General features: G+C 66.0%; 28 protein-coding genes. 14 read left to right on the forward strand and 14 right to left on the reverse strand.

What is annotated here, in order from left to right; all coding sequences use genetic code 11:
- Positions 1-157: 157 nt before the first annotated feature.
- From ATCM_RS02855 to ATCM_RS02915, 13 genes are all read right to left on the reverse strand, one after another.
- On the reverse strand, positions 158-892 hold the full coding sequence (locus ATCM_RS02855; RefSeq protein WP_132862748.1) for a hypothetical protein: 735 nt from the start codon (positions 890-892) through the stop codon (positions 158-160).
- A complete protein-coding gene (locus tag ATCM_RS02860) occupies positions 889-1,155 on the reverse strand; it encodes a hypothetical protein (protein WP_132862749.1) in 267 nt (88 codons plus the stop codon). The genes ATCM_RS02855 and ATCM_RS02860 overlap by 4 nt, the downstream gene beginning before the upstream one ends.
- Entirely contained in the window at positions 1,148-1,420 is a 273-nt protein-coding gene (locus ATCM_RS02865) for a hypothetical protein (RefSeq protein ID WP_132862750.1), read from the reverse strand. Before ATCM_RS02865 ends, ATCM_RS02860 begins: the two co-directional genes overlap by 8 nt.
- Positions 1,413-1,745 (reverse strand): hypothetical protein, encoded by a 333-nt coding sequence (locus ATCM_RS19305; RefSeq protein ID WP_243693944.1) that lies wholly within the window; start codon positions 1,743-1,745, stop codon positions 1,413-1,415. Before ATCM_RS19305 ends, ATCM_RS02865 begins: the two co-directional genes overlap by 8 nt.
- Positions 1,746-1,747: 2 nt before the next feature.
- Positions 1,748-2,515, reverse strand: a complete 768-nt coding sequence (locus tag ATCM_RS02875) for a lambda exonuclease family protein (RefSeq protein ID WP_132862751.1) — start codon at positions 2,513-2,515, stop codon at positions 1,748-1,750.
- Positions 2,512-3,468, reverse strand: a complete 957-nt coding sequence (gene bet, locus ATCM_RS02880; RefSeq protein WP_165931107.1) for a phage recombination protein Bet — start codon at positions 3,466-3,468, stop codon at positions 2,512-2,514. The genes ATCM_RS02875 and bet overlap by 4 nt, the downstream gene beginning before the upstream one ends.
- A 7-nt stretch (positions 3,469-3,475) precedes the next feature.
- Entirely contained in the window at positions 3,476-4,414 is a 939-nt protein-coding gene (locus ATCM_RS02885; protein ID WP_132862752.1) for a hypothetical protein, read from the reverse strand.
- 142 nt (positions 4,415-4,556) lie between these two features.
- Entirely contained in the window at positions 4,557-5,072 is a 516-nt protein-coding gene (locus tag ATCM_RS02890; protein ID WP_132862753.1) for a hypothetical protein, read from the reverse strand.
- 38 nt (positions 5,073-5,110) lie between these two features.
- Positions 5,111-5,347, reverse strand: coding sequence for a hypothetical protein (locus ATCM_RS02895; RefSeq protein WP_132862754.1), 237 nt, complete (start codon positions 5,345-5,347; stop codon positions 5,111-5,113).
- A 219-nt stretch (positions 5,348-5,566) separates the two neighbouring features.
- On the reverse strand, positions 5,567-5,782 hold the full coding sequence (locus tag ATCM_RS02900; RefSeq protein WP_132862755.1) for a hypothetical protein: 216 nt from the start codon (positions 5,780-5,782) through the stop codon (positions 5,567-5,569).
- Complete coding sequence (locus ATCM_RS02905; protein ID WP_132862756.1) at positions 5,779-6,036, reverse strand: hypothetical protein; 258 nt, start codon at positions 6,034-6,036, stop codon at positions 5,779-5,781. Before ATCM_RS02905 ends, ATCM_RS02900 begins: the two co-directional genes overlap by 4 nt.
- Positions 6,033-6,383 (reverse strand): hypothetical protein, encoded by a 351-nt coding sequence (locus ATCM_RS02910; protein WP_132862757.1) that lies wholly within the window; start codon positions 6,381-6,383, stop codon positions 6,033-6,035. The genes ATCM_RS02905 and ATCM_RS02910 overlap by 4 nt, the downstream gene beginning before the upstream one ends.
- 449 nt (positions 6,384-6,832) lie before the next feature.
- Positions 6,833-7,519: a S24 family peptidase gene (locus ATCM_RS02915; RefSeq protein ID WP_132862758.1), complete on the reverse strand. Its 687-nt coding sequence runs from the start codon at positions 7,517-7,519 to the stop codon at positions 6,833-6,835.
- Positions 7,520-7,599: 80 nt separating this feature from the next.
- On the opposite strand from ATCM_RS02915, the gene ATCM_RS02920 reads away from it, so the two are divergent.
- Positions 7,600-7,809, forward strand: coding sequence for a helix-turn-helix transcriptional regulator (locus tag ATCM_RS02920; protein WP_132862759.1), 210 nt, complete (start codon positions 7,600-7,602; stop codon positions 7,807-7,809).
- Between the two features lie 10 nt (positions 7,810-7,819).
- Here ATCM_RS02920 and ATCM_RS19055 read toward each other — a convergent pair whose 3' ends face one another.
- Entirely contained in the window at positions 7,820-7,957 is a 138-nt protein-coding gene (locus ATCM_RS19055) for a hypothetical protein (protein ID WP_165931108.1), read from the reverse strand.
- Positions 7,958-8,058: 101 nt separating this feature from the next.
- Here ATCM_RS19055 and ATCM_RS02925 point away from each other — a divergent pair, with 101 nt between their 5' ends.
- The 13 genes from ATCM_RS02925 to ATCM_RS02985 all read left to right on the forward strand — a co-directional run bounded on the left by ATCM_RS02925 (position 8,059) and on the right by ATCM_RS02985 (position 16,807).
- Positions 8,059-8,568 carry a hypothetical protein gene (locus ATCM_RS02925; RefSeq protein ID WP_132862760.1) on the forward strand — a complete coding sequence of 170 codons (510 nt, stop codon included), beginning with the start codon at positions 8,059-8,061 and terminating at the stop codon, positions 8,566-8,568.
- A gap of 18 nt (positions 8,569-8,586) precedes the next feature.
- Entirely contained in the window at positions 8,587-9,447 is an 861-nt protein-coding gene (locus ATCM_RS19215) for a hypothetical protein (protein WP_207911769.1), read from the forward strand.
- The gene (dnaB, locus tag ATCM_RS02935) at positions 9,444-10,916 is read left to right on the forward strand and encodes a replicative DNA helicase (RefSeq protein ID WP_132862761.1); all 1,473 of its coding nucleotides are present in this window, start codon (positions 9,444-9,446) and stop codon (positions 10,914-10,916) included. The genes ATCM_RS19215 and dnaB overlap by 4 nt, the downstream gene beginning before the upstream one ends.
- Positions 10,913-11,536, forward strand: coding sequence for a hypothetical protein (locus ATCM_RS02940; protein WP_132862762.1), 624 nt, complete (start codon positions 10,913-10,915; stop codon positions 11,534-11,536). The genes dnaB and ATCM_RS02940 overlap by 4 nt, the downstream gene beginning before the upstream one ends.
- Complete coding sequence (locus tag ATCM_RS02945; protein ID WP_165931109.1) at positions 11,536-11,826, forward strand: hypothetical protein; 291 nt, start codon at positions 11,536-11,538, stop codon at positions 11,824-11,826. Before ATCM_RS02940 ends, ATCM_RS02945 begins: the two co-directional genes overlap by 1 nt.
- Positions 11,826-12,107 (forward strand): hypothetical protein, encoded by a 282-nt coding sequence (locus tag ATCM_RS02950; protein ID WP_132862764.1) that lies wholly within the window; start codon positions 11,826-11,828, stop codon positions 12,105-12,107. The genes ATCM_RS02945 and ATCM_RS02950 overlap by 1 nt, the downstream gene beginning before the upstream one ends.
- The gene (locus ATCM_RS02955) at positions 12,104-12,556 is read left to right on the forward strand and encodes a hypothetical protein (RefSeq protein ID WP_132862765.1); all 453 of its coding nucleotides are present in this window, start codon (positions 12,104-12,106) and stop codon (positions 12,554-12,556) included. The genes ATCM_RS02950 and ATCM_RS02955 overlap by 4 nt, the downstream gene beginning before the upstream one ends.
- Positions 12,553-13,110, forward strand: coding sequence for a hypothetical protein (locus ATCM_RS02960; protein ID WP_132862766.1), 558 nt, complete (start codon positions 12,553-12,555; stop codon positions 13,108-13,110). The genes ATCM_RS02955 and ATCM_RS02960 overlap by 4 nt, the downstream gene beginning before the upstream one ends.
- A gap of 309 nt (positions 13,111-13,419) precedes the next feature.
- A complete protein-coding gene (locus ATCM_RS02965; RefSeq protein ID WP_132862767.1) occupies positions 13,420-13,869 on the forward strand; it encodes a hypothetical protein in 450 nt (149 codons plus the stop codon).
- Positions 13,870-13,874: 5 nt separating this feature from the next.
- The gene (locus tag ATCM_RS02970; protein ID WP_132862768.1) at positions 13,875-14,105 is read left to right on the forward strand and encodes a hypothetical protein; all 231 of its coding nucleotides are present in this window, start codon (positions 13,875-13,877) and stop codon (positions 14,103-14,105) included.
- On the forward strand, positions 14,105-15,703 hold the full coding sequence (locus ATCM_RS02975; RefSeq protein ID WP_132862769.1) for a portal protein: 1,599 nt from the start codon (positions 14,105-14,107) through the stop codon (positions 15,701-15,703). Before ATCM_RS02970 ends, ATCM_RS02975 begins: the two co-directional genes overlap by 1 nt.
- Positions 15,700-15,948 carry a hypothetical protein gene (locus ATCM_RS02980; protein ID WP_132862770.1) on the forward strand — a complete coding sequence of 83 codons (249 nt, stop codon included), beginning with the start codon at positions 15,700-15,702 and terminating at the stop codon, positions 15,946-15,948. Before ATCM_RS02975 ends, ATCM_RS02980 begins: the two co-directional genes overlap by 4 nt.
- The gene (locus ATCM_RS02985; RefSeq protein WP_132862771.1) at positions 15,923-16,807 is read left to right on the forward strand and encodes a hypothetical protein; all 885 of its coding nucleotides are present in this window, start codon (positions 15,923-15,925) and stop codon (positions 16,805-16,807) included. Before ATCM_RS02980 ends, ATCM_RS02985 begins: the two co-directional genes overlap by 26 nt.
- Positions 16,808-16,985 lie beyond the last annotated feature (178 nt).

Below are 16,985 nucleotides of genomic sequence, written 5' to 3' on the forward strand. Positions count from 1 at the left end.
TGTGGACGTGGGTCCGTCCAACCATGTCGCATTGCAACTGCGGAAATTCCCTCAGCCTTCTGGATAGTCACGGCGTCTGCACCTTGGCGTGCAAGATCGGACGCCAGCCTGTCAGCACGTCGTGCAATGTCGCGGAAGCCCGCGTGCGTCCAGCCGCTCACGACCCCACCTCGGCGCTGGTGGCCTGCTTGGCGGCTTGCCATGCGTCCCATGCGGTATCCGTGACTTGGATGCAGTAGGCACCGGAAAGAGCGTGGCGTGCGAGGTAGCCCGGGCAGCTGAGGCGGCGATGCTTCTCTGCCCATGACTCAAAACGCGCCCGCTCGTCGCTGCCGCCCTTGGGGCTGGCGTCGATCACTGCAGCAGCAAGCATGTGCAGCCGGTCGTCCGGCTCTGCTATCCAGGTGTTGCCGTTCGGCGCTGAAATCACGATCACGTCAGCCCCGGAAGGGCGCTCAAATGCCCAACCCTCCAGGTCGTTCCCCGGCGCTGCGGGGGCGCTTGCCTTCAGCTTGGCGATGGCTGCAAGGATCGGCTCAGCGCCACCCTGTTCCGGATCTACGCCGAGTTCCCGAGACACTTCCGCAAGAGCCGAACATGCGTCGATGAACATGCGCTTGTAGCTCGCGCCATCAAAGTCTCCATCAACCGGCGCTGCGGCGACGGGGGCATGCTCTTGCATGGCGGCGATCGCAGCCTGTGCAATCTCGGCCACATGGTCGCCATCATCCGCGACCGGGTGGAAGTCGCCCGGCCCCATGGTTCCGTAGCTCCATGCCGACCATGTGCGGTTGCAGTAGTAGACGCCGGAACCGATGGCAGCGGCCACCGCGTCCAGAACAGACTCGGGGATTTCACCCTGCGCTGCCGCGGGCTTGTTGTCGTGGCTCATGCTGCTTGCTCCTCCAGGGCGGTCAGGTCGATCTCGTCCACGCGGTCGCGCAGGTCGCGCTTTGCCTGGCGCAGGACCTTGGCGATGTGTGCGGGCTCGGCGTCGGTGAAGAACGCGCGCTCGATCTGGTGCGGCTTGCGCCGGTGGTCGCGGCGCCAGAGCCGGTAGATCACTGCCGAGCCGTCGACAGTCGGGAAGCGCGCCCAGGTCAGGCCATGGCCCTTGCCGGGCGCGCGGCGGGTGAATCGGTTGCGGTCAGCCATTGCTCTGCTCCTTCAGCCGCGCAATGAGCGCATTGACGTTCCTGTGGCCGTAGACCATCCGTGGTGGCCTGCCGCTGCCCTTGACGAACAACTGAGCCTTGCCGCCGCTCGGCCACCAATCGACGCGGGTCTTGCCGAACTGACGGCGGTAGTGCCATTCGGTCAGTTGCTCCCAGCCCGAGGTATCGGCCTGTTCAAGCATTTCAGCGCGGTGTTGCTTGGTCGCAGCCTTCATCGTTGCGAAGGTTTCGCCCATGTCACCCATTGCTCTGCTCCAGCAAGAATTGCGGATCGATCGACCAACCGGCCTCGCGTGCAGCACGCAGGCGGAGCTCGTTGGCGTCGAATTCGTCCAGGGAGAGGGCGGTGATTGCGCCCTCGACGTGATGCGGCTGCAGCGGCCGCTCGGTGCGCTGGAAGATGCGCCACACGCTGAACCGCTTGCAGTTCCATGCAGTGGCCAGCGAGTCCAGCGTCCGGCCGGCGTCGTGCAGATGGCGGCGCAGGATGTCTCGCGCCGTGATGTGCGCGGGCTGCGGCTGACGCAGTGCGGCGAGCGTGCCGGCGGTTCGGTAGGTGGCGCGCTGCATGATCAGGCGGCCTCCTGCTTCAACTGTTGCTCGAATCCATCGACTATCGACCTGAAGATGGCCAGGTCGTCCTGCAGCTTCTCGATGTAGGCGTCGTCGCGCTCGAACCGGCGCCACCACAGCTGCCGGCCCACGGAGGCCAGGGCGGGGCAGTACAGGCCGATGTGCCACCACTTGCGGCCGGTGAGCCACATGCAGCCCTGGGCCTGCTCGAACACCTCGCTGGCATCGTTGTCGATGTGGAAGGCGCGCAGCTTCTCGGGGTTGATGAAGCACTTGTATTCGGAGCCGCCGTCCTCGCCGATGAATCCGTCGGCGGAGCAGCCATAGGCGCCGTCGTCACTGAGGACGAAGCCGGCACGCTGGACGATCAGGCCCGACTGCACCTCATGCTCGGCGCGAGCGGCCGGTTCCAGCTCGTGGCCGCGGCGCATGGCGAACGTCTCGAAGCCCTCGTCCAGCGGCTCCCCGCTGATGCGTTCGATGGCCAGGCGGAAGGCGTAGTTCTTGGCCACCTCGCCGAAGTCGCCGACGGGCTCGCCGGCCAGGGCGCGTTCGATGATCGCGGACTTGGGCAGCACCTTGTAGCCCGCGCGCTCTGCTGCGATCTTCTCCGACACGCCAGACAGCACCGCTTCTACGTAGGCCTTCTGGCGGTCGTCCAGCTCGCCCACACGCGTGCGAGCCGTGGCGAACATGCTGGCGGTGATCACGCCGGCGCGCGCGCGGTGCCACGCCTCGCTACCCTGGTCGCAGTTGACGAGGATCACAGCGGCACCTCTTCGGCGGCAATGCCACCACCCGCGACGCCTTCGGCACCGGCATTCATCGCGATGGCCTTCAGCGCCTCGTGGCCACTGGTGCCGATCATGGCGCGCTGCTCTTTCGAGAGCCGGCCCCATGCGCCCTGGTACTCGTCCAGGCCGGCTTTGGCGAAGGCCTGCAGGCTTGCATAGAGCTTGCGGCGCTCTTCGGTGTCTTCCGGCTCGGCCGGCGCTTGGCGGGCGATGGCACCGGCAGTGGGTGGGCGGCGCTCAGCGCGGATCGTCTCGCCCTCGATGATGTCCTTGCCTTCCATTTCCTCGGCAGTTGGCTGGGAGCCGACCGCTTCGGGGAACGCCTTACGCAACGCCTGCGCCTCGGCGCATTTGGCCAGCTGCCCGAACGCGCGCTTCTCCCACATGGCGTTGGGGGTGCCATCGCTCTTTGAGGCGTAGTTCTCCAGCCAGTATTCCTTGACCGAAAACTCGACAACCTGGCTTCCCAGCAGCTTGCGCACGGTGACGCGGCACCACTCCGGGTACTGCAGCTGGAACGGCTTCAGCGTCTTCTGCCGGCGACCGTTGGCACCATCCACCCAGACCTCGCGATCCATCTCCATCGTGCGGATCGGGCCGAACTCGGGCTCACTGCAGCCGGCGTATTGGCCAGTGCGCGCGGCGTTGATCCGGTAAAGACCGATACCCGGCATGACAACATCGCGGTCTTCCTTGATGTCCCAGCCATCCGCATTCTTGCGGCCGGTCGAAACCTTCATCGGCACGATGTGTACCGGCTTGGTCATGGGGTCCAGCCCTGCAGCTTGGCAATAGCTCAGGACCATCTCGATGGAGTCATCGCTGGCGCCCGGGTAGAGGCTGGATTTCAGTGCGCGGCGGATTGCTTCGGCCTGCTCGCCGGTGATCAGTGCGCCACCATTGGCGCGGGTGGTCATCTGGTTCATGGCGACCTCAGTAGCGGATGGCAACGGCCGGGACCTTGCCCTGCACGATGGCGGTGATAGCGGTGGCGGCTGCCTCTTCGGACAGGCCTGCAGCGACCAGCGCGGCGACGGCGGCGCGGTTGATGGTCCGGCGGTGCTCAACATCAGCGGCGCGGGCTTCGTCAGCCTTGCGCTGCGCCTCGGCTGCGGCCTGGCGCTCGCGCTCGGCACGGTCGGCTTCTTCCTGGGTGCGGCGCTCGGCAGCGGCGACGGCTTCCGCCTTCTCGCGCTCCGCGCGCTCCGCCGCATCCTTGGCGCGCTGTTCGGCCTCGGCAGCCTCACGGATTGCACGTTCCTTCGCTTCGCTGGCCTCGCGCTCGGCGCGCTCCACCGCTTCGGCCGCTTCGCGCTTTGCCTTCTCGGCGGCTTCGGCCTGCAGGCGAGTCTCGCGTTCCACGCGCTCACGCTCGGCCTGTTCGGCGGCGACACGCTTCCGCTCAGCCTCTTCAGCGGCGCGGACAGCTTCCTCACGGGCGCGAATCTCATCTTCCTTGCGGGCGATTTCGGCCAGGCGCGCAGCCTCTGCTTCGGCGCGGGCGCGCTCTTCAGCGTCCTTGCGCTCCTGCTCGATGCGCTCCTGATCCGCCTCCCAGTCGGTCAGCGGCTTGCGAACCTCGTCGCGCAGTGCGTCCAGAGTGTCGCGGGCCTTCTTCCGGGCTGCGTCGATTTCGCCGGTCTGCTTCTTCAGGTCGGCCACCAGGGCCTTGCCGGCGTCGTCAATGGCAGTCTTCGAGCGTGCGACCTTGTAGGCGACAGACGCGATTTCCCTGCGGCTGGCAACGGTGCTGAGATCAGGAACCAGAGTCACGGCCTCGGCGCGGATGCGCGCCAGCAGGTCATCGAGCTTGCCGCCGGTGAACACTTCGATGGCGTTGACGGATTCCAGGGGAATGAGGGATTCGGACATGGCAGTTCCTTCGCGGATGACGGCCGGCACTGCCGGCGCGTTGGGAATGAGGTGCCGGCATTGCCCGGCCGGCGCGGGTGCGGAACTGGAGGGGAGGCCAGTTGCCGCGGTACCGCCCGAAGGGGGCGGGCGGATTCAGAGATCAGGCGGCCAGGTCGGTCTGCTGTGCAGCAGCCTTCGGCGGGGTCAGGGTCAGGAGCACGTCCTCGCGGATCAGTGCTTCGGACAGCTCGGCCAGCTCGTCGGGCGTAACGTTCGCGGAAGCGGTGAACGACAGGCCGACGCTGCCGCCTTCCTTGGGCTCGATCACAAAGCGCTTCAGCTTCACGTCGACCAGCACGATGGGATCCACGCCTTCCAGCAGGCCGTCGATCTGCAGCTCGTAGCCGGTGAACTCGTGCGCCAGCTTCAGCGGCTCCAGGCTCGGGAACTTCACTGCCGACAGCGGCGTGTCACCGATGGGCAGGTCCTGCTGCTCGCCCTTGCCGGGCTTGCGGAACAGGGCTTCCTTCAACCCCTTCTCGATGCTGTCCAGCAGGCCGTTGCCGGCGCTCGTGGTGAACTTGATGTCGACCGCCAGCTCGCGTTCCTCGCCATGGCGCTCGATGCGCTGGTTGACGTTGGCGATGGCCGAGTCGTGCTTTTCCAGTTGGAACATGGGTATTGCCTCGGTAGGGCCGGCCGCGCCGGCGGGGATCAGCGGATGTCGCGCTTGCGCTGGGCCGGGAAGCCACCGCGCGGGCGGATGAAGGAGGTCTGGTGCGGGCGAATGCGACGCCACTGCTTGCGGGTGTGCTTGATGACCAGGAACAGGAACACCAGCACCACCACAGCGATCGGCAGCAGCAACGAGTCGGCGTGGACCTTCACCGCGCGACGCAACATGTCGGCGAAGAAGGTCATCAACGCGGCGTAGAGGCAGAGCCGGATCACTGGTCGTCCTCCTGCGCGCACACGCCTTCAGCGGCTTCGAGCACGTCCAGCGGGTCGGGCGCCTTGATCGGCGGCAGGCCGCGCTGCATGGCGGCGATGAAGTCCATGTCGTCCATCACGCGGCACCCCCCACGCGGACCAGCAGCGCCACCAGCGCGCCCAGCACCAGCGCAGCGGCGCCGGCGAACAGGGCCAGGTCGAACATCACGCGCCGGCAGCTCATGCAGCACCGCCCGGGCCAACGGGGCCAGGCCGGTAGCTGTTGCGGACTTCCCAAGCCTTGCGGCGCAGCGCACCAGCGATGTCGTTGCCGTCGCGGCCCTCGGCCTGCTCGTGGACGATGCTGCGGATGACCAGCTTGTCGTCCCAGCCAACCTTGCGGGCAGCGTCACGGGCGGTCTGGAAAGGACGGAGCGAGAGGATGACGGCGCTCATTCGGCACCTCGCACGCGGGAGAGGGCGGAGCGCAGGCGATCAACGTCTGAATTGAATACAGACGATGTGAGGCGTGCCTGCTCAATGGCTTTGCGTTCGAGCCTGCCGGCCGCCTCAATCAGCTCGGCGACGGCTGCGCGGGCTTCCTTTGATTCACGGAAAGCCTGCTGCGATTCCGGCTTGGCGCGACCATTCCAGCTCAGCGCAAGCTCTGCATCACGATCCATCACCTCCAGCACATCCACCGCGCTCATGCGTAGACCCTCGCCAGCTGTTCGGCAGCAGCGCCGCGCGACAGCCACGGCTGGTCTTCAACCCGGGCATCGATCAGCGCGTCGGCGAAGTTCTCGCGGGCCTCAGTGAACAGCCGGGCGAACTCGATGGCGTCGCCGGAATCCAGCGCGGCGGCCAGAGCTTCGTGATCGGAGGTGGTCAGGTCGCCCAGTAGCTCCGAGAACAGGGCAGGGCTGGCCAGCAGGGGAGCCTTGGCCTTCTGCAGGCATTCGGCAGCTTCCCGGCGCGCAATGGCCGGGTCTTCCTGGAACTCGAACTGGCGAGCCGCTGAGTGCTGGCGGTCGCTGTAGGTCTGGTGGAGAGCCATGTCTCTTGCCCCGTGGATGGCCCGGGTGGGCCGACGGGGTAAGACTATGGCATCCCATAATTACGTGTCAATGGGATTCCATAGATATTTTTCAAAAAGAAACCCGGCTTAGCCGGGCAGGGGTCAGGTGAAGCGATGAATCCAGTATCGCCATTGCCTTGGCAGAGCCTGCTGGAGCTGCATGCAGACGACGAATACAACGATGGCTGTCGTCAGGCCCGCCGCCCACCCAACCCACATGCGTCCGCTTACCCGGGCTGCCCATTGGCCCGCCCATATCCCTGACACTACCGGAATCACAAAGGCAGCGCTCACCAGCAGGACTGCGGTGAATGAGGGCATGACGCTGTCGATTCCGTCCCGCATGGAACCCGCTATAGAGCCAACAAGGATCAGGGCAATCCACGCCAATCCGAGGGTTGCCCATACCTTCCAATGCCCATGGCGACTCATCCTTCCCAGCTCCCGATCCACCGGACACGGCCAATGACCTCAATGGGATGTCGCGGGCTGTCCATGCGCTTGGGTTTCTTCCAGTTGTGATCGCCGCGCGGGTTATCCGACTTGAAAAACACCAAGTCATCAATGATCTCGCATCGTTTCACCTGGTACTCCTTCGCCGCACCGCCGCCGTCCACCATGACGACGTAGAGCTGCCCATCACGCGGCCGGGTGTCGCTGGTGTCGAACAGGATGGCGTCGCCGCTGTGGATCCGCGGCTCCATTGAATCGCCACGGCCGTACATGACTGCCAAAGCGTTGGGGCGCAGCCGTTTACGGGCCAGTGAGTCGGCGCGGAACTTCAGCTTGTGGGTTTCGGCGTACTCCTGCGCCTCCGGGCCGCCACCCAGGCCAATGGCTTGGGCGTAGCCGCGGATATCGGACCAGTCGCCATCGTCGGGTGCGCCGGTATCGCCCGCGTCCTTCTGGCCCTTCCCGGTCTGTAGCCAGCGAATGGAAACGCCTAGCGCGTCCGCGATCTGCGGCAACTGGGTGGTGCCTGCCTGGTCGTTGTTCTCGATGCCGGCAAGGGTGGGGTACTTGATGTTGGCAGCCTCCGCCAACTGCGGGCGGCTCATGCCGCGCAGCTTGCGCGCTTCCTTAATACGGTCGCCTATGGTCATAGCGGCGAGCATTACGGAAAACCATTATGGGATGCCGTTGACATGCATCTATGGGATGCCAGAGAATGCCGGCAACCCATAGGACACCCCACATGGAAATCACCTGGGCAGATCGCATCAAGGCATTGGAGGGGCGTGGTTGGTCCCTGACCGACATTGGCCGAGCCATCGGCAAGTCGCCGCAGACCGTCAGTGACATCAAGCAGGGCCGCACCCGCGAGCCGGGCGGCATGGCTGCTGTGCAGTTGCATCACCTCTACTCCACCGGGGCAAAGCCGCCGGTCAAAGACGTTGCCGCCTGACATGGCCACCTCAGCGCCCCGGGAACGGCACAACGTCGCCGGGCACGGTGGGGCGCTCCCGTTTGCGCGGCTCGACCAGACGCGCATGCACCCGATCACCACGGCGGCTGATCACGTAGATCCGGCCGCACATCCGCTGCAGCGTCACGACGTTGGCTCCTGCTCTCTGAACTGATTTACGCACCGGCTCAATCCTTTGGGGTTGGGCCCTTATTCCGCCCCACGGGGCTTGGCAACGATAGGCAACACATGGCAACCACTGGAAACCAAACGGAATTGAGGCTGGCCTTCGGCGTGCACCACGCCCCGAAGAACGCCCCATCGCAGATCGTCCGGCAAATCGAATCGGCAGCCCACGCGCTGGCCGTGATGATCCGCGCCGGCCACCACAAGCTCGACTACGTGGCTGCCTGCATCGGCAAGTCACGGTCCTACGTCTCGCGGATGCAGAACGGCGCCCGCCCGATCCCCGACAAGCTGGTAGGCCCGCTGTGTGCCGCCACCGGCTCCAACCTCCTGCGCCAGTTCCTCAACCTGCAGGCCGCCCTGGACGGCATCTGCGAGGTAGAGCGCCTGGCCGACCTGATGAGGGCCGCCAATGAAGAACCGAGCCGAGTACGTGAGCCGGCTGGCCGAGTGCGCGCGTCTGGCGCAGTCCGGCAAGCCGCTTACCCCCGCGGAACTGAGCGAGCACCTGTCCCGCTGCGCGGCCGAGCAAGCCCGGGCGGAAGTCCGGCGCTCGGCTACTACGCAGCCTGACCTGCTGAGGAATCACTGATGGCGCGTATCCGATCCATCAAACCCGAGTTCTGGTCCAGTGAGCAGGTGATGGAATGCTCGCCGATGGCTCGGCTGATGTTCATCGGCCTGTGGAATTTCTGCGATGACGCCGGCAACCACGTTGCCAGTGCCAAGACCATCAAGGCCGAAATCTTCCCCGGCGACGACATTCCCTCGTCGGATGTTCAGGGACTACTCGACGAGCTATCGTCGAATGGCCTGATCGTCTTCTACACCAACGATTCCAAGGAATTGCTGCACGTCACCGGATGGAAGAAGCACCAGAAAATCGACAAGCCGACCTACAGGCATCCACCTTTCTCTCTTGATGCTCGGCGAGCCCTCGACGAGCCCTCACCCCCGGAGTGGAGTGGAGTGGAGGGGAATGGAGAGGAAGGGAAAGATCTATCCTCGCTTCGCTCGGATTCGTCCGACGCCGACGGCGTGGACCTGCTTGGCGACGGGCCAGGGCAGGGCGATAAGCCGGACCTGAAAACCCGCAAGGCCGACCGCATCCGCCAGATCGCCGAGGACGCCCAAGCTGAGTTCAACGCGATCCTGGCCAAGCCGCACGGCCTGCTGTCCAAGTGCACGGTGCTGAACAAGCCACGGCTGAAGGCCGTCGAGAACTCGTTGCCGACCGTGCGCCAGCTCTGCCTGCGGCTGTTCGGCAGCGAGCGGGTGACGCGGCAGTTCTGGAAGCTCTACTTCGAGACCGCGGCGGACGATGAGTTCTATTCCGGGCGCGTCAAGGGCGGCCCTGGTCACGAGAACTACGAGCCCGACTTCGAGTTGCTCATGCGCGAGAAGACCATCGCCAAGCTCGCCGACCGCGCTCTGTCCGAGGTGACCGCATGAGCGCCGCCCGTGACGAGGTGAGCCGTCTGTCGGCCCTGTACGGCGACCAGCAGCAGCTGCGCCTGCCACCGCAGAGCATCGAGGCCGAGCAATCCGTGCTGGGCAGCCTGCTGACCGGTGCGAAGGTGCTGGAACGGGTAGCCGATGTGGTCAAGCCGGAGGACTTCTACCGCCGCGACCACCAGCAGATTTTCCGCGCAGTGCTGGATTTGGTGGAGAAGGGGCAGCCGCACGATGCGGTGACCGTAGGCGAATGGTTCGAGTCACGCGGCAAGTTGGAGCTGGTGGGGGATGGCGCGTATCTACTGGAGCTGACCGCAACCCAACACTCCACCGCCAACGTGCGGGCCTATGCCGAGATCGTGGCCGAGAAGGCCAAGATGCGCGCCCTGATCGACGCCGGCCACGACCTGATCGATGCCGCCTACAGCCCCGAGGGCCGCAGCGCCTTGGATCTCGTAGGGCAGGCGCAGTCCCGCATCGGTGGCCTGCTGGACAACGAGCCGTGCGACCTGGAGCCAGTGGCGCCGGTGATGGCCCGGGTGTTCGAGCAGCTGTCGAACGCTTCTGCCAACGGCGAGGGCATCACCGGGCTGTCGACCGGCTTGGAGGACCTCGATGGGCTGCTGGACGGTCTGCTGGGCGGGCGCCTGTACGTGTTGGCAGCCCGGCCGAAGATGGGCAAGACCACGCTGGCGCAGAACATTTCTGAGGTGATCGCGCTGGTCGCCAAGCGGTCGGTGGCGTTCTTCAGCTTCGAGATGAAGCCCGAGGAGCTGGGCAAGCGAATGCTGGCCAACCTCGCCGGTGTGAGCGGCGGCAAACTGCGCTCGGGCAAGCTGGACGACGTCGACTGGTCGAACGTCACCCAGTGGACGCGCAAGATTGGCGAGGCCAACCTGCGCATCAGCCGCCCGCGCATCGCCAAAGTGCAGCACGTCTGCGCCCAGGTGCGGCGCATGAAGGCACAGGACCCGGCGTTGTCACTGGTGGTGATCGACTACCTGCAGCTGATGCACGTCTCCGGCGACAACCGTGCCGCCGGCATCGGAGACATCACCCGGGCGCTGAAGCTGCTGGCCAGCGAGCTCGACATCGCGGTGCTGCTGCTGAGCCAGTTGAACCGCGACGTGGAGAAGCGCAACGGTGACAAGCGTCCCATCGTGGCCGACCTGCGCGACTCTGGCTCGATCGAGCAGGATGCGGATGCGGTGATCTTCATCTACCGCGACGAGGTCTATCACAAGGACAGCCGGTGGGAAGGCACGGCCGAGCTGATCGTGGCCATCCAGCGCGACGGCGCGCCGGGCATGGCCCGCGCGGCCTACGCCCCGGAGTACTTCCGCTTCTCGAACCTGCCGGAATGGTGGGAACCCAAGCAGTCGAGTGCTACGGCAGCAGTCGGCGGACCCGCGCCGAGGGCTCGCCGAGGCCTCGCCGCTGCACTGCATCGTGGAGACGAGGAATGACCCTCACCCCTGCAGCAAAGAAGATCCGCGCCAAGCGCGCCCGGCGGCCGGTGTACTCGGTCCTGCTACGCGCCGTGATCCTGGAAACCGGCGAGGAACGCGCGGGCTGGTTTGCGGCGCATCCGATGGACCAGCGCCTGTGCAAGGACCGCGGGTATCGGGTGGGCAATGAGTACCGCCTGGATATCAAGGAAGGCCGGGCCGGTTGGCAGCATCGCCTCATCCACAAGATTGGCGGCCTGATGGTCGACAACGTCGAGGGGTGGGAGCAGCTGGATTGCCACAGTGCAGTGAAGCAGCTGCAGCTCGAATCAGGCGTCTGCTGCGAAATGGTGGAAATGGACGCCACGCCGGTGATCGCCGCGGTGCTGGATGCCTGCGAGCAGCTACTGGGGGCCGGGGCCAAGAAGGTGCTGTCCGCCGTGCTGCCGGTCATCAAGACCATCCCGGTGAAGCGGGCCGAAAGCCTGGCCTTCGATGAGATGGAGCAGGACCGCTTTCAGCTCCTGTTCGATGGCATCACCGAGCACATCGGCAAGCGCTACAGCCACGTGATGCTCGACGCGGTGCGCGCCGAGTTCTGGAAGATGGCCGGGACCAACAGGAGGGCCGTCGCGTGATGGAATCCCCAGACGAAAGGCAGAAGCGCCTGCAGGGCTACGATCCGAGCACGCCTCGGTGTGCCACTTGCCTGTACTTCCGCCGCGAGCCGCACACCCTGTACCGCATGGTGGAGAAGCTCACGCGGAACGGCAAGATCCGCATCCGTAAGGAACCGGTGCGCAAGCACCCAGTGCACAACCCGGTGGTGGACCGCTGCTCCTTCGGCAACTTCATCACCCGCCCGCAGGCTGCCTGCGATGAGTGGCGGAACAGCGAAGGCGAGTGCATCGCCAAGGCTGGCGAGTGATGCGCACCAAGAACGCCAAGGCCATCAGCCCGGCAGAGCGCACGCACCTAGAGGCCGTGAAGGGGCTGCCGTGCAGCATCTGCGATGCGCCGCCGCCCAGTGACGCCCACCACATCAACCAGGGCCAGCACTTCACGACCGTGGCCCTGTGCAAGGACTGCCACCAGGGCAGCTTCAACGGCTGGCATGGCCAGAAGCGCATGTGGACGGTCATGAAGATGGACGAACTTGCCGCGCTGGACGTGACCCTGCGCCGGCTCAACCAGAGGAATGCAGCATGATCCAGCGACACCAGTTGTTCCGGCACGAGCCGCACAACGATATCTTCGGCGACTGCCACCGGACAGCACTTGGCTGCCTGCTGGATCTGGAGCCATGGCAGGTTCCTCACTTCGCCCAGCTCGCAAACACGGTGCCGGGATACGAATGGGAGGCTGGGCAGGCTGAGTTTCTGGCGTCAATGGGGCTTTGCTCCGCCGATGTCCTGTTCGGCGGGGATGGTCCTATTGAAGGGGTCTTCGACTTCATGCAGTCGCGTAACCCCAAGGCCTATTACCTGCTTGGCGGGCGCAGTCCACGCGGCACCAACCACACCGTCGTTTGCTGCGGCGGTGGCTACGCATGGGATCCGCATCCGGATGGAGGCTTCCTCGTCGGCCCCTTGTCCAACGGGTTCTACGAAATCACGTTCCTGATGCCATTGGCGATGCAGCTACAGGAGGCGGCATGAGCGCCTTGCGCCTGACTTTCGGAATCGACCCGGGCCTGACCGGCGCCATCGTGACCCTGCTGGACGGCGTGGCCGGCCCGATGATCGACATGCCGACCCGCCGCGTGGATGGTTGGGGCGAGATCGACGCCCGGGCCCTGGCCGTCTTCATTCGCGAGCAGCGCACCGCGCACCCCGGGGCCTACGTCTCGGCCTGCGTCGAGAAGGTCGGCGCCATGCCGGGTGACGGCGGCACCAGCGCCTTCCGGTTCGGCGAGACCAGCGGCGGCATCCGCTTCACGCTGGACGTGCTGGGCGTGCCGTACACCCGCGCCATCCCGGCGGTATGGAAGCGGCAGTTTGCCTTGATCGGCAAGGACAAGGATGCCGCCCGGCAGCTATGCCTGCAGCGGTTCCCCGAGGTCGCGCACATGCTGACCCGGAAGAAGGACAACGGCCGGGCCGATGCACTGCTGATCGCGCTGTATGGGGAGCAGCAGGTTGGAGGGCGGGAGTCTGCCGCGGCTCTGCAGCCTCGCGCGTGCGCGCGCGTTTGCGGCGAGGAAGCGGCCTGACATGCGGAGGCTGGCGACCGACCCCGACCGCGTCGACTGGTTCCAGGTCTTGGTAGACCTGGGCCGGTGTGGCGTCCCTGCGTCCTCGGCTGCCGCCGCCATTGGCATATCGAAGACGACGGTATGGGGCTGGAAGCAGGGGGCCGAGCCCAAGTTTGCTGACGGCGAGAAGCTGGTGGCGCTTTGGGCGGGGATCACCGGCAAGCCGGCTGAGGCAGTGCCACGGCTGGGGCAGGTGTAGGGGGAAATGTTCGGGAACCCGTACCCGGCTGGCGGCAACACTCGCCGCGTCCCTTCGGAGATTCCCCAATGCCCGCACCCGCAGACCTTCAGCCGCAGACCCCGGGCGAATCCCCGGCCACTCCAGCGATCGAGCAGGGCGCAGCCCAGCAGCCCGCAGAACAGTCCCCGCCGCCGGCTGCCGAGTCGCAACCCACGCACGAGCAGGAGGCCGAGCGCCTTGCCCGCGGCGAGATGATGACCCTGATCAACGGCAACCTGCCCGAGTTGATCGCCTCGCTGGGCAAGTGGACGCCGGACCAGCTACAGCAACTGCGCGAGCTGGAGGCCCTGGCCAAAAACCGCAGCACGGCACTCAACGCCATCGATGCAGAGCTGGCCAAGCACAACGGCCAGCCGCCGGCTGCCGAGGAAGCGGCCGCTCCCGCGGTCAGTGGCCCTGTCCGCACCGATACCCAGCCTGCGCCGGTGCTGACCGATGCCGGCTGGGTCGTTCCCGAGCCCACCCCGAAGGCCTGAAGCCCATGTGCGGATCCCGCAAAGCCCCCAAGGTGGTCGAGCGCGATGTGGAAGCCGAGCAGCGCCAGGCTGAGGCGAAAGCCGCCACCGAGTCCAATCTGGAACTGGCCGCGCGCCGGAAGCGCCGCCGCGAATCCTCGCTCATGACCCTCGGTGCCGCCGGCATGTCGCGTAGCGCCGGCACTCCGTCGCTGCTGGCCGGAGCCGTCGGCAAGTCCTCCCTGGGCGGTGGCTGATGAGTTCCGGTGCCCGCATCTGTAAGCGCCTCAACGAGCTGAGGTCCAAGCGCCAGATCCATGAGCGGGTCTGGCGCGAGTGCTTCGAGCTGACCTATCCGCTGCGTGCTGATGGCTTCGACGGCCAACAGCTGGACGCCCAGCAGGGGCTGCGCAAGCGCGGCGAGATCCTGGACAGCACCGGTACCGACGGCTGCCGCATCTTGGCCTCGGGGATCATGTCGGGCCTGACCCCGGCCAACTCGCGTTGGTTCGAGCTGGACGTGGACGGCTCGGAGCAGGAGGACCAGCGCTGGCTCGGCGAGTCTGCCGACACCATCTGGCTGAACATCCACCAGTCCAACTTCGACGCCGAGGGCTTCGAGGGATGCCTGGATGCTGTAGCCGCGGGCTGGTTCGTGCTGTACATCGATGAGGCGCCGGAGGGTGGATATGCCTTCCAGCAGTGGGCCATCTCGGGCTGCTTCGTCAGCAGCACCCGTGCAGACGGCCTGGTCGACACCATCTACCGCGAGCACAAGCTGACCGCCGAGGCAGTGGTGGCGCAGTTCGGCGAGGACAACGTCAGCGAGCGCACGCGCAAGCTGGCCAAGGACAAGCCGCAGGAGATGGTGCGGCTGGTCCACGCCATCGAGCCGCGGGCCGTGCATGTGGTTGGCGCCCGCCTGGCCAAGAACCTGCCGTTCGCCTCGACCGTCGTGGAGGCTGAGACCGGCCAGGTCATCCGCGAGTCCGGTTATCACGAGTTCCCATGCGTGGTTCCGCGCTGGATGCGCATCCCAAACAGCTGCTACGGCGTGGGGCCGGCGTTCGACGCGCTGCCCGACCTGAAGATGCTCAACGAGCTGAAGGCTATGCAACTCGCCGCCGCGGATATTGCCGTCGCCGGCATGTGGATCGCCGAGGACGATGGCGTCCTGAACCCGCGCACGGTGAAGGTGGGGCCGCGCAAGATCATCGTGGCCAACTCCGTCGACTCGATGAAGCCGCTGCAGACCGGCAGCAACTTCGAGTTGGCCGAGTTCATGGTGAGCCAGCTGCAGGCCGCCATCCGCAAGATCCTGATGGCCGACCAGCTGCAGCCGCAGGACGGCCCGGCCATGACGGCCACGGAGGTGCACGTCCGGGTGGAGCTGATCCGCCAGCTGCTGGGGCCGATCTACGGTCGGCTGCAGGCCGAGTACCTGAAACCGCTGGTCACCCGCTGCTTCGGCATCGCTTACCGGGCCGGGGTGCTGGGCCAGGCGCCACAGTCGCTGCAGGACCGCGAGTTCTCGGTGAAATACGTCAGCCCTTTGGCGCGCGCGCAGCGGCTGGAGGAAGTGACCGCCATCGAACGGCTGTACCTGAACCTCGGGGCCATCGCCCAGGCAGCGCAGGACCCCAGCGTGTTCGACCAGGTGAACACCCCTGAAGCGGTACGTATCACCGCCGACGGGCTTGGGGTGCCGAAAGCCGTCATGCGCACGCCGGATGAAGTGCTGGAGGTCCAGCAGCGCAAGCAGGAGGCCGCCCAGCAGGCCCGGCAACAGCAGGGGATGGAGCAGGTGGCCATGGCTGCCGCGCAACAGGCCACTGGTCAGCAGGCCGCAGCATGACCGACCGCGAGCGCGTCGACCCGCACATGTATGCCCGGGTGTTCGAGAGCCATGCAGAGGGCGCGCTGATCCTCGAAGACCTGGTGCGCCGATTCCATCGGCCCGCCCAACTGGAGGGCGGCATTGATGCAGTCCTCAAAACCTACCACCGCGAGGGCGCCCGCTCTGTGGTGGACCACATCGTCAGCATGATCAACCGAGCCAACGGAGTAGACCCCAATGAACATGATGAGCAACAGCCATGAAAACGACGGCGCGGCCGCCGGTGGTGGTGCCGATGCCGCAGCCGCAGCTGCCGCCGCAGCGCAGGCCGCGGGAAACAATGCCTCGCTACTCGAACAAGGGGCGGGAAAGGAAACCGACTGGCTTCCGTCGAAGTTCCGGGTGAACGTGGCGGGTAGCGACCAGCTCGACCTGGACGCATCTGCCCGCAAGCTGGCCACCAGTTACGCCGAGTTGGAGAAGACCCGCCCCAGCGGCACCGTGCCGGCCACCGCAGGTGAGTACAAGCTGGAAGTGCCGAAGGACGCCGAGGGCAAGGAACTGGTGCAGGGCGTTGACCTGGAAGACTTCATGGCTGACCCGCTGTTCAAGGGCTTGTCCGAGAAGGCGCACGCCTTGGGTATCAGCAACGAGACCATGCAGTTCTTCGTCGGCGAGTACCTGCAGTTCATGCCGGCGCTGCTGGAGGCCAACGGCCAGATCAGCAGTGAGGACGCAGCCAAGGCGCTGCGCGCAGTGTGGACCGACGACGCCGAGTTCAATTCTGGCCTGCAGCGAGCCGCCCGCGCGGCGCAGGGCTTCGGCGCCGAGCCGGGCAAGCCGGGCAGCTTCGACAACCTGATGGCGAAGTTTGGTAACGATCCTGACTTCCTGGCGTTCGCCGCTCGCATCGGTGCCGAAATGGGCGAGGACAAGCCTATCAACGCCGACCCGGCCGCCGAGCAGGACTGGCAGGCGCAGGTGGATGAGATCCGCGCCAACCCGGCGTACATGGATGCCAAGCACCCGCAGCACAAGCAGCTGTCGCAGAAGATGGAGCAGCTGTACCAGCGGCGCTACGGCACGCGGCAGCAGCAGCTGGGTGCATCCGCGACCCGCTGACCATCGGACAAGGAAGGCCGGAGCCCCGCCAAGTGCGGGGCTTTTTCATGCCAGCAAATAGTCGGGAATCCGAACGCAGCCCCCACGCATGCTGCCGCCATCGGCCCGGGGTGGCACCCGGACAACCGCACAAGCCCGCGCACGTCGCCAGCGAACGCACGGCCCTGAAAGGGACAAC

It is taken from the genome of Stenotrophomonas sp. ATCM1_4 (genome assembly GCF_004348115.1).
Lineage (GTDB): Bacteria > Pseudomonadota > Gammaproteobacteria > Xanthomonadales > Xanthomonadaceae > Stenotrophomonas > Stenotrophomonas capsici.

Bases quoted from the DNA above. Each gene is read 5' to 3' on its own strand.
- ATCM_RS02855 (WP_132862748.1), bottom strand. From the start codon at position 892: ATGAGCCACGACAACAAGCCCGCGGCAGCGCAGGGTGAAATCCCCGAG.
- ATCM_RS02860 (WP_132862749.1), bottom strand. From the start codon at position 1,155: ATGGCTGACCGCAACCGATTCACCCGCCGCGCGCCCGGCAAGGGCCAT.
- ATCM_RS02865 (WP_132862750.1), bottom strand. From the start codon at position 1,420: ATGGGTGACATGGGCGAAACCTTCGCAACGATGAAGGCTGCGACCAAG.
- ATCM_RS19305 (WP_243693944.1), bottom strand. From the start codon at position 1,745: ATGCAGCGCGCCACCTACCGAACCGCCGGCACGCTCGCCGCACTGCGT.
- bet (WP_165931107.1), bottom strand. From the start codon at position 3,468: ATGAACCAGATGACCACCCGCGCCAATGGTGGCGCACTGATCACCGGC.
- ATCM_RS02885 (WP_132862752.1), bottom strand. From the start codon at position 4,414: ATGTCCGAATCCCTCATTCCCCTGGAATCCGTCAACGCCATCGAAGTG.
- ATCM_RS02890 (WP_132862753.1), bottom strand. From the start codon at position 5,072: ATGTTCCAACTGGAAAAGCACGACTCGGCCATCGCCAACGTCAACCAG.
- ATCM_RS02900 (WP_132862755.1), bottom strand. From the start codon at position 5,782: ATGAGCGCCGTCATCCTCTCGCTCCGTCCTTTCCAGACCGCCCGTGAC.
- ATCM_RS02905 (WP_132862756.1), bottom strand. From the start codon at position 6,036: ATGAGCGCGGTGGATGTGCTGGAGGTGATGGATCGTGATGCAGAGCTT.
- ATCM_RS02910 (WP_132862757.1), bottom strand. From the start codon at position 6,383: ATGGCTCTCCACCAGACCTACAGCGACCGCCAGCACTCAGCGGCTCGC.
- ATCM_RS02915 (WP_132862758.1), bottom strand. From the start codon at position 7,519: ATGCTCGCCGCTATGACCATAGGCGACCGTATTAAGGAAGCGCGCAAG.
- ATCM_RS02920 (WP_132862759.1), top strand. From the start codon at position 7,600: ATGGAAATCACCTGGGCAGATCGCATCAAGGCATTGGAGGGGCGTGGT.
- ATCM_RS02925 (WP_132862760.1), top strand. From the start codon at position 8,059: ATGGCAACCACTGGAAACCAAACGGAATTGAGGCTGGCCTTCGGCGTG.
- ATCM_RS19215 (WP_207911769.1), top strand. From the start codon at position 8,587: ATGGCGCGTATCCGATCCATCAAACCCGAGTTCTGGTCCAGTGAGCAG.
- dnaB (WP_132862761.1), top strand. From the start codon at position 9,444: ATGAGCGCCGCCCGTGACGAGGTGAGCCGTCTGTCGGCCCTGTACGGC.
- ATCM_RS02940 (WP_132862762.1), top strand. From the start codon at position 10,913: ATGACCCTCACCCCTGCAGCAAAGAAGATCCGCGCCAAGCGCGCCCGG.
- ATCM_RS02945 (WP_165931109.1), top strand. From the start codon at position 11,536: ATGGAATCCCCAGACGAAAGGCAGAAGCGCCTGCAGGGCTACGATCCG.
- ATCM_RS02950 (WP_132862764.1), top strand. From the start codon at position 11,826: ATGCGCACCAAGAACGCCAAGGCCATCAGCCCGGCAGAGCGCACGCAC.
- ATCM_RS02955 (WP_132862765.1), top strand. From the start codon at position 12,104: ATGATCCAGCGACACCAGTTGTTCCGGCACGAGCCGCACAACGATATC.
- ATCM_RS02960 (WP_132862766.1), top strand. From the start codon at position 12,553: ATGAGCGCCTTGCGCCTGACTTTCGGAATCGACCCGGGCCTGACCGGC.
- ATCM_RS02965 (WP_132862767.1), top strand. From the start codon at position 13,420: ATGCCCGCACCCGCAGACCTTCAGCCGCAGACCCCGGGCGAATCCCCG.
- ATCM_RS02970 (WP_132862768.1), top strand. From the start codon at position 13,875: ATGTGCGGATCCCGCAAAGCCCCCAAGGTGGTCGAGCGCGATGTGGAA.
- ATCM_RS02975 (WP_132862769.1), top strand. From the start codon at position 14,105: ATGAGTTCCGGTGCCCGCATCTGTAAGCGCCTCAACGAGCTGAGGTCC.
- ATCM_RS02980 (WP_132862770.1), top strand. From the start codon at position 15,700: ATGACCGACCGCGAGCGCGTCGACCCGCACATGTATGCCCGGGTGTTC.
- ATCM_RS02985 (WP_132862771.1), top strand. From the start codon at position 15,923: ATGAACATGATGAGCAACAGCCATGAAAACGACGGCGCGGCCGCCGGT.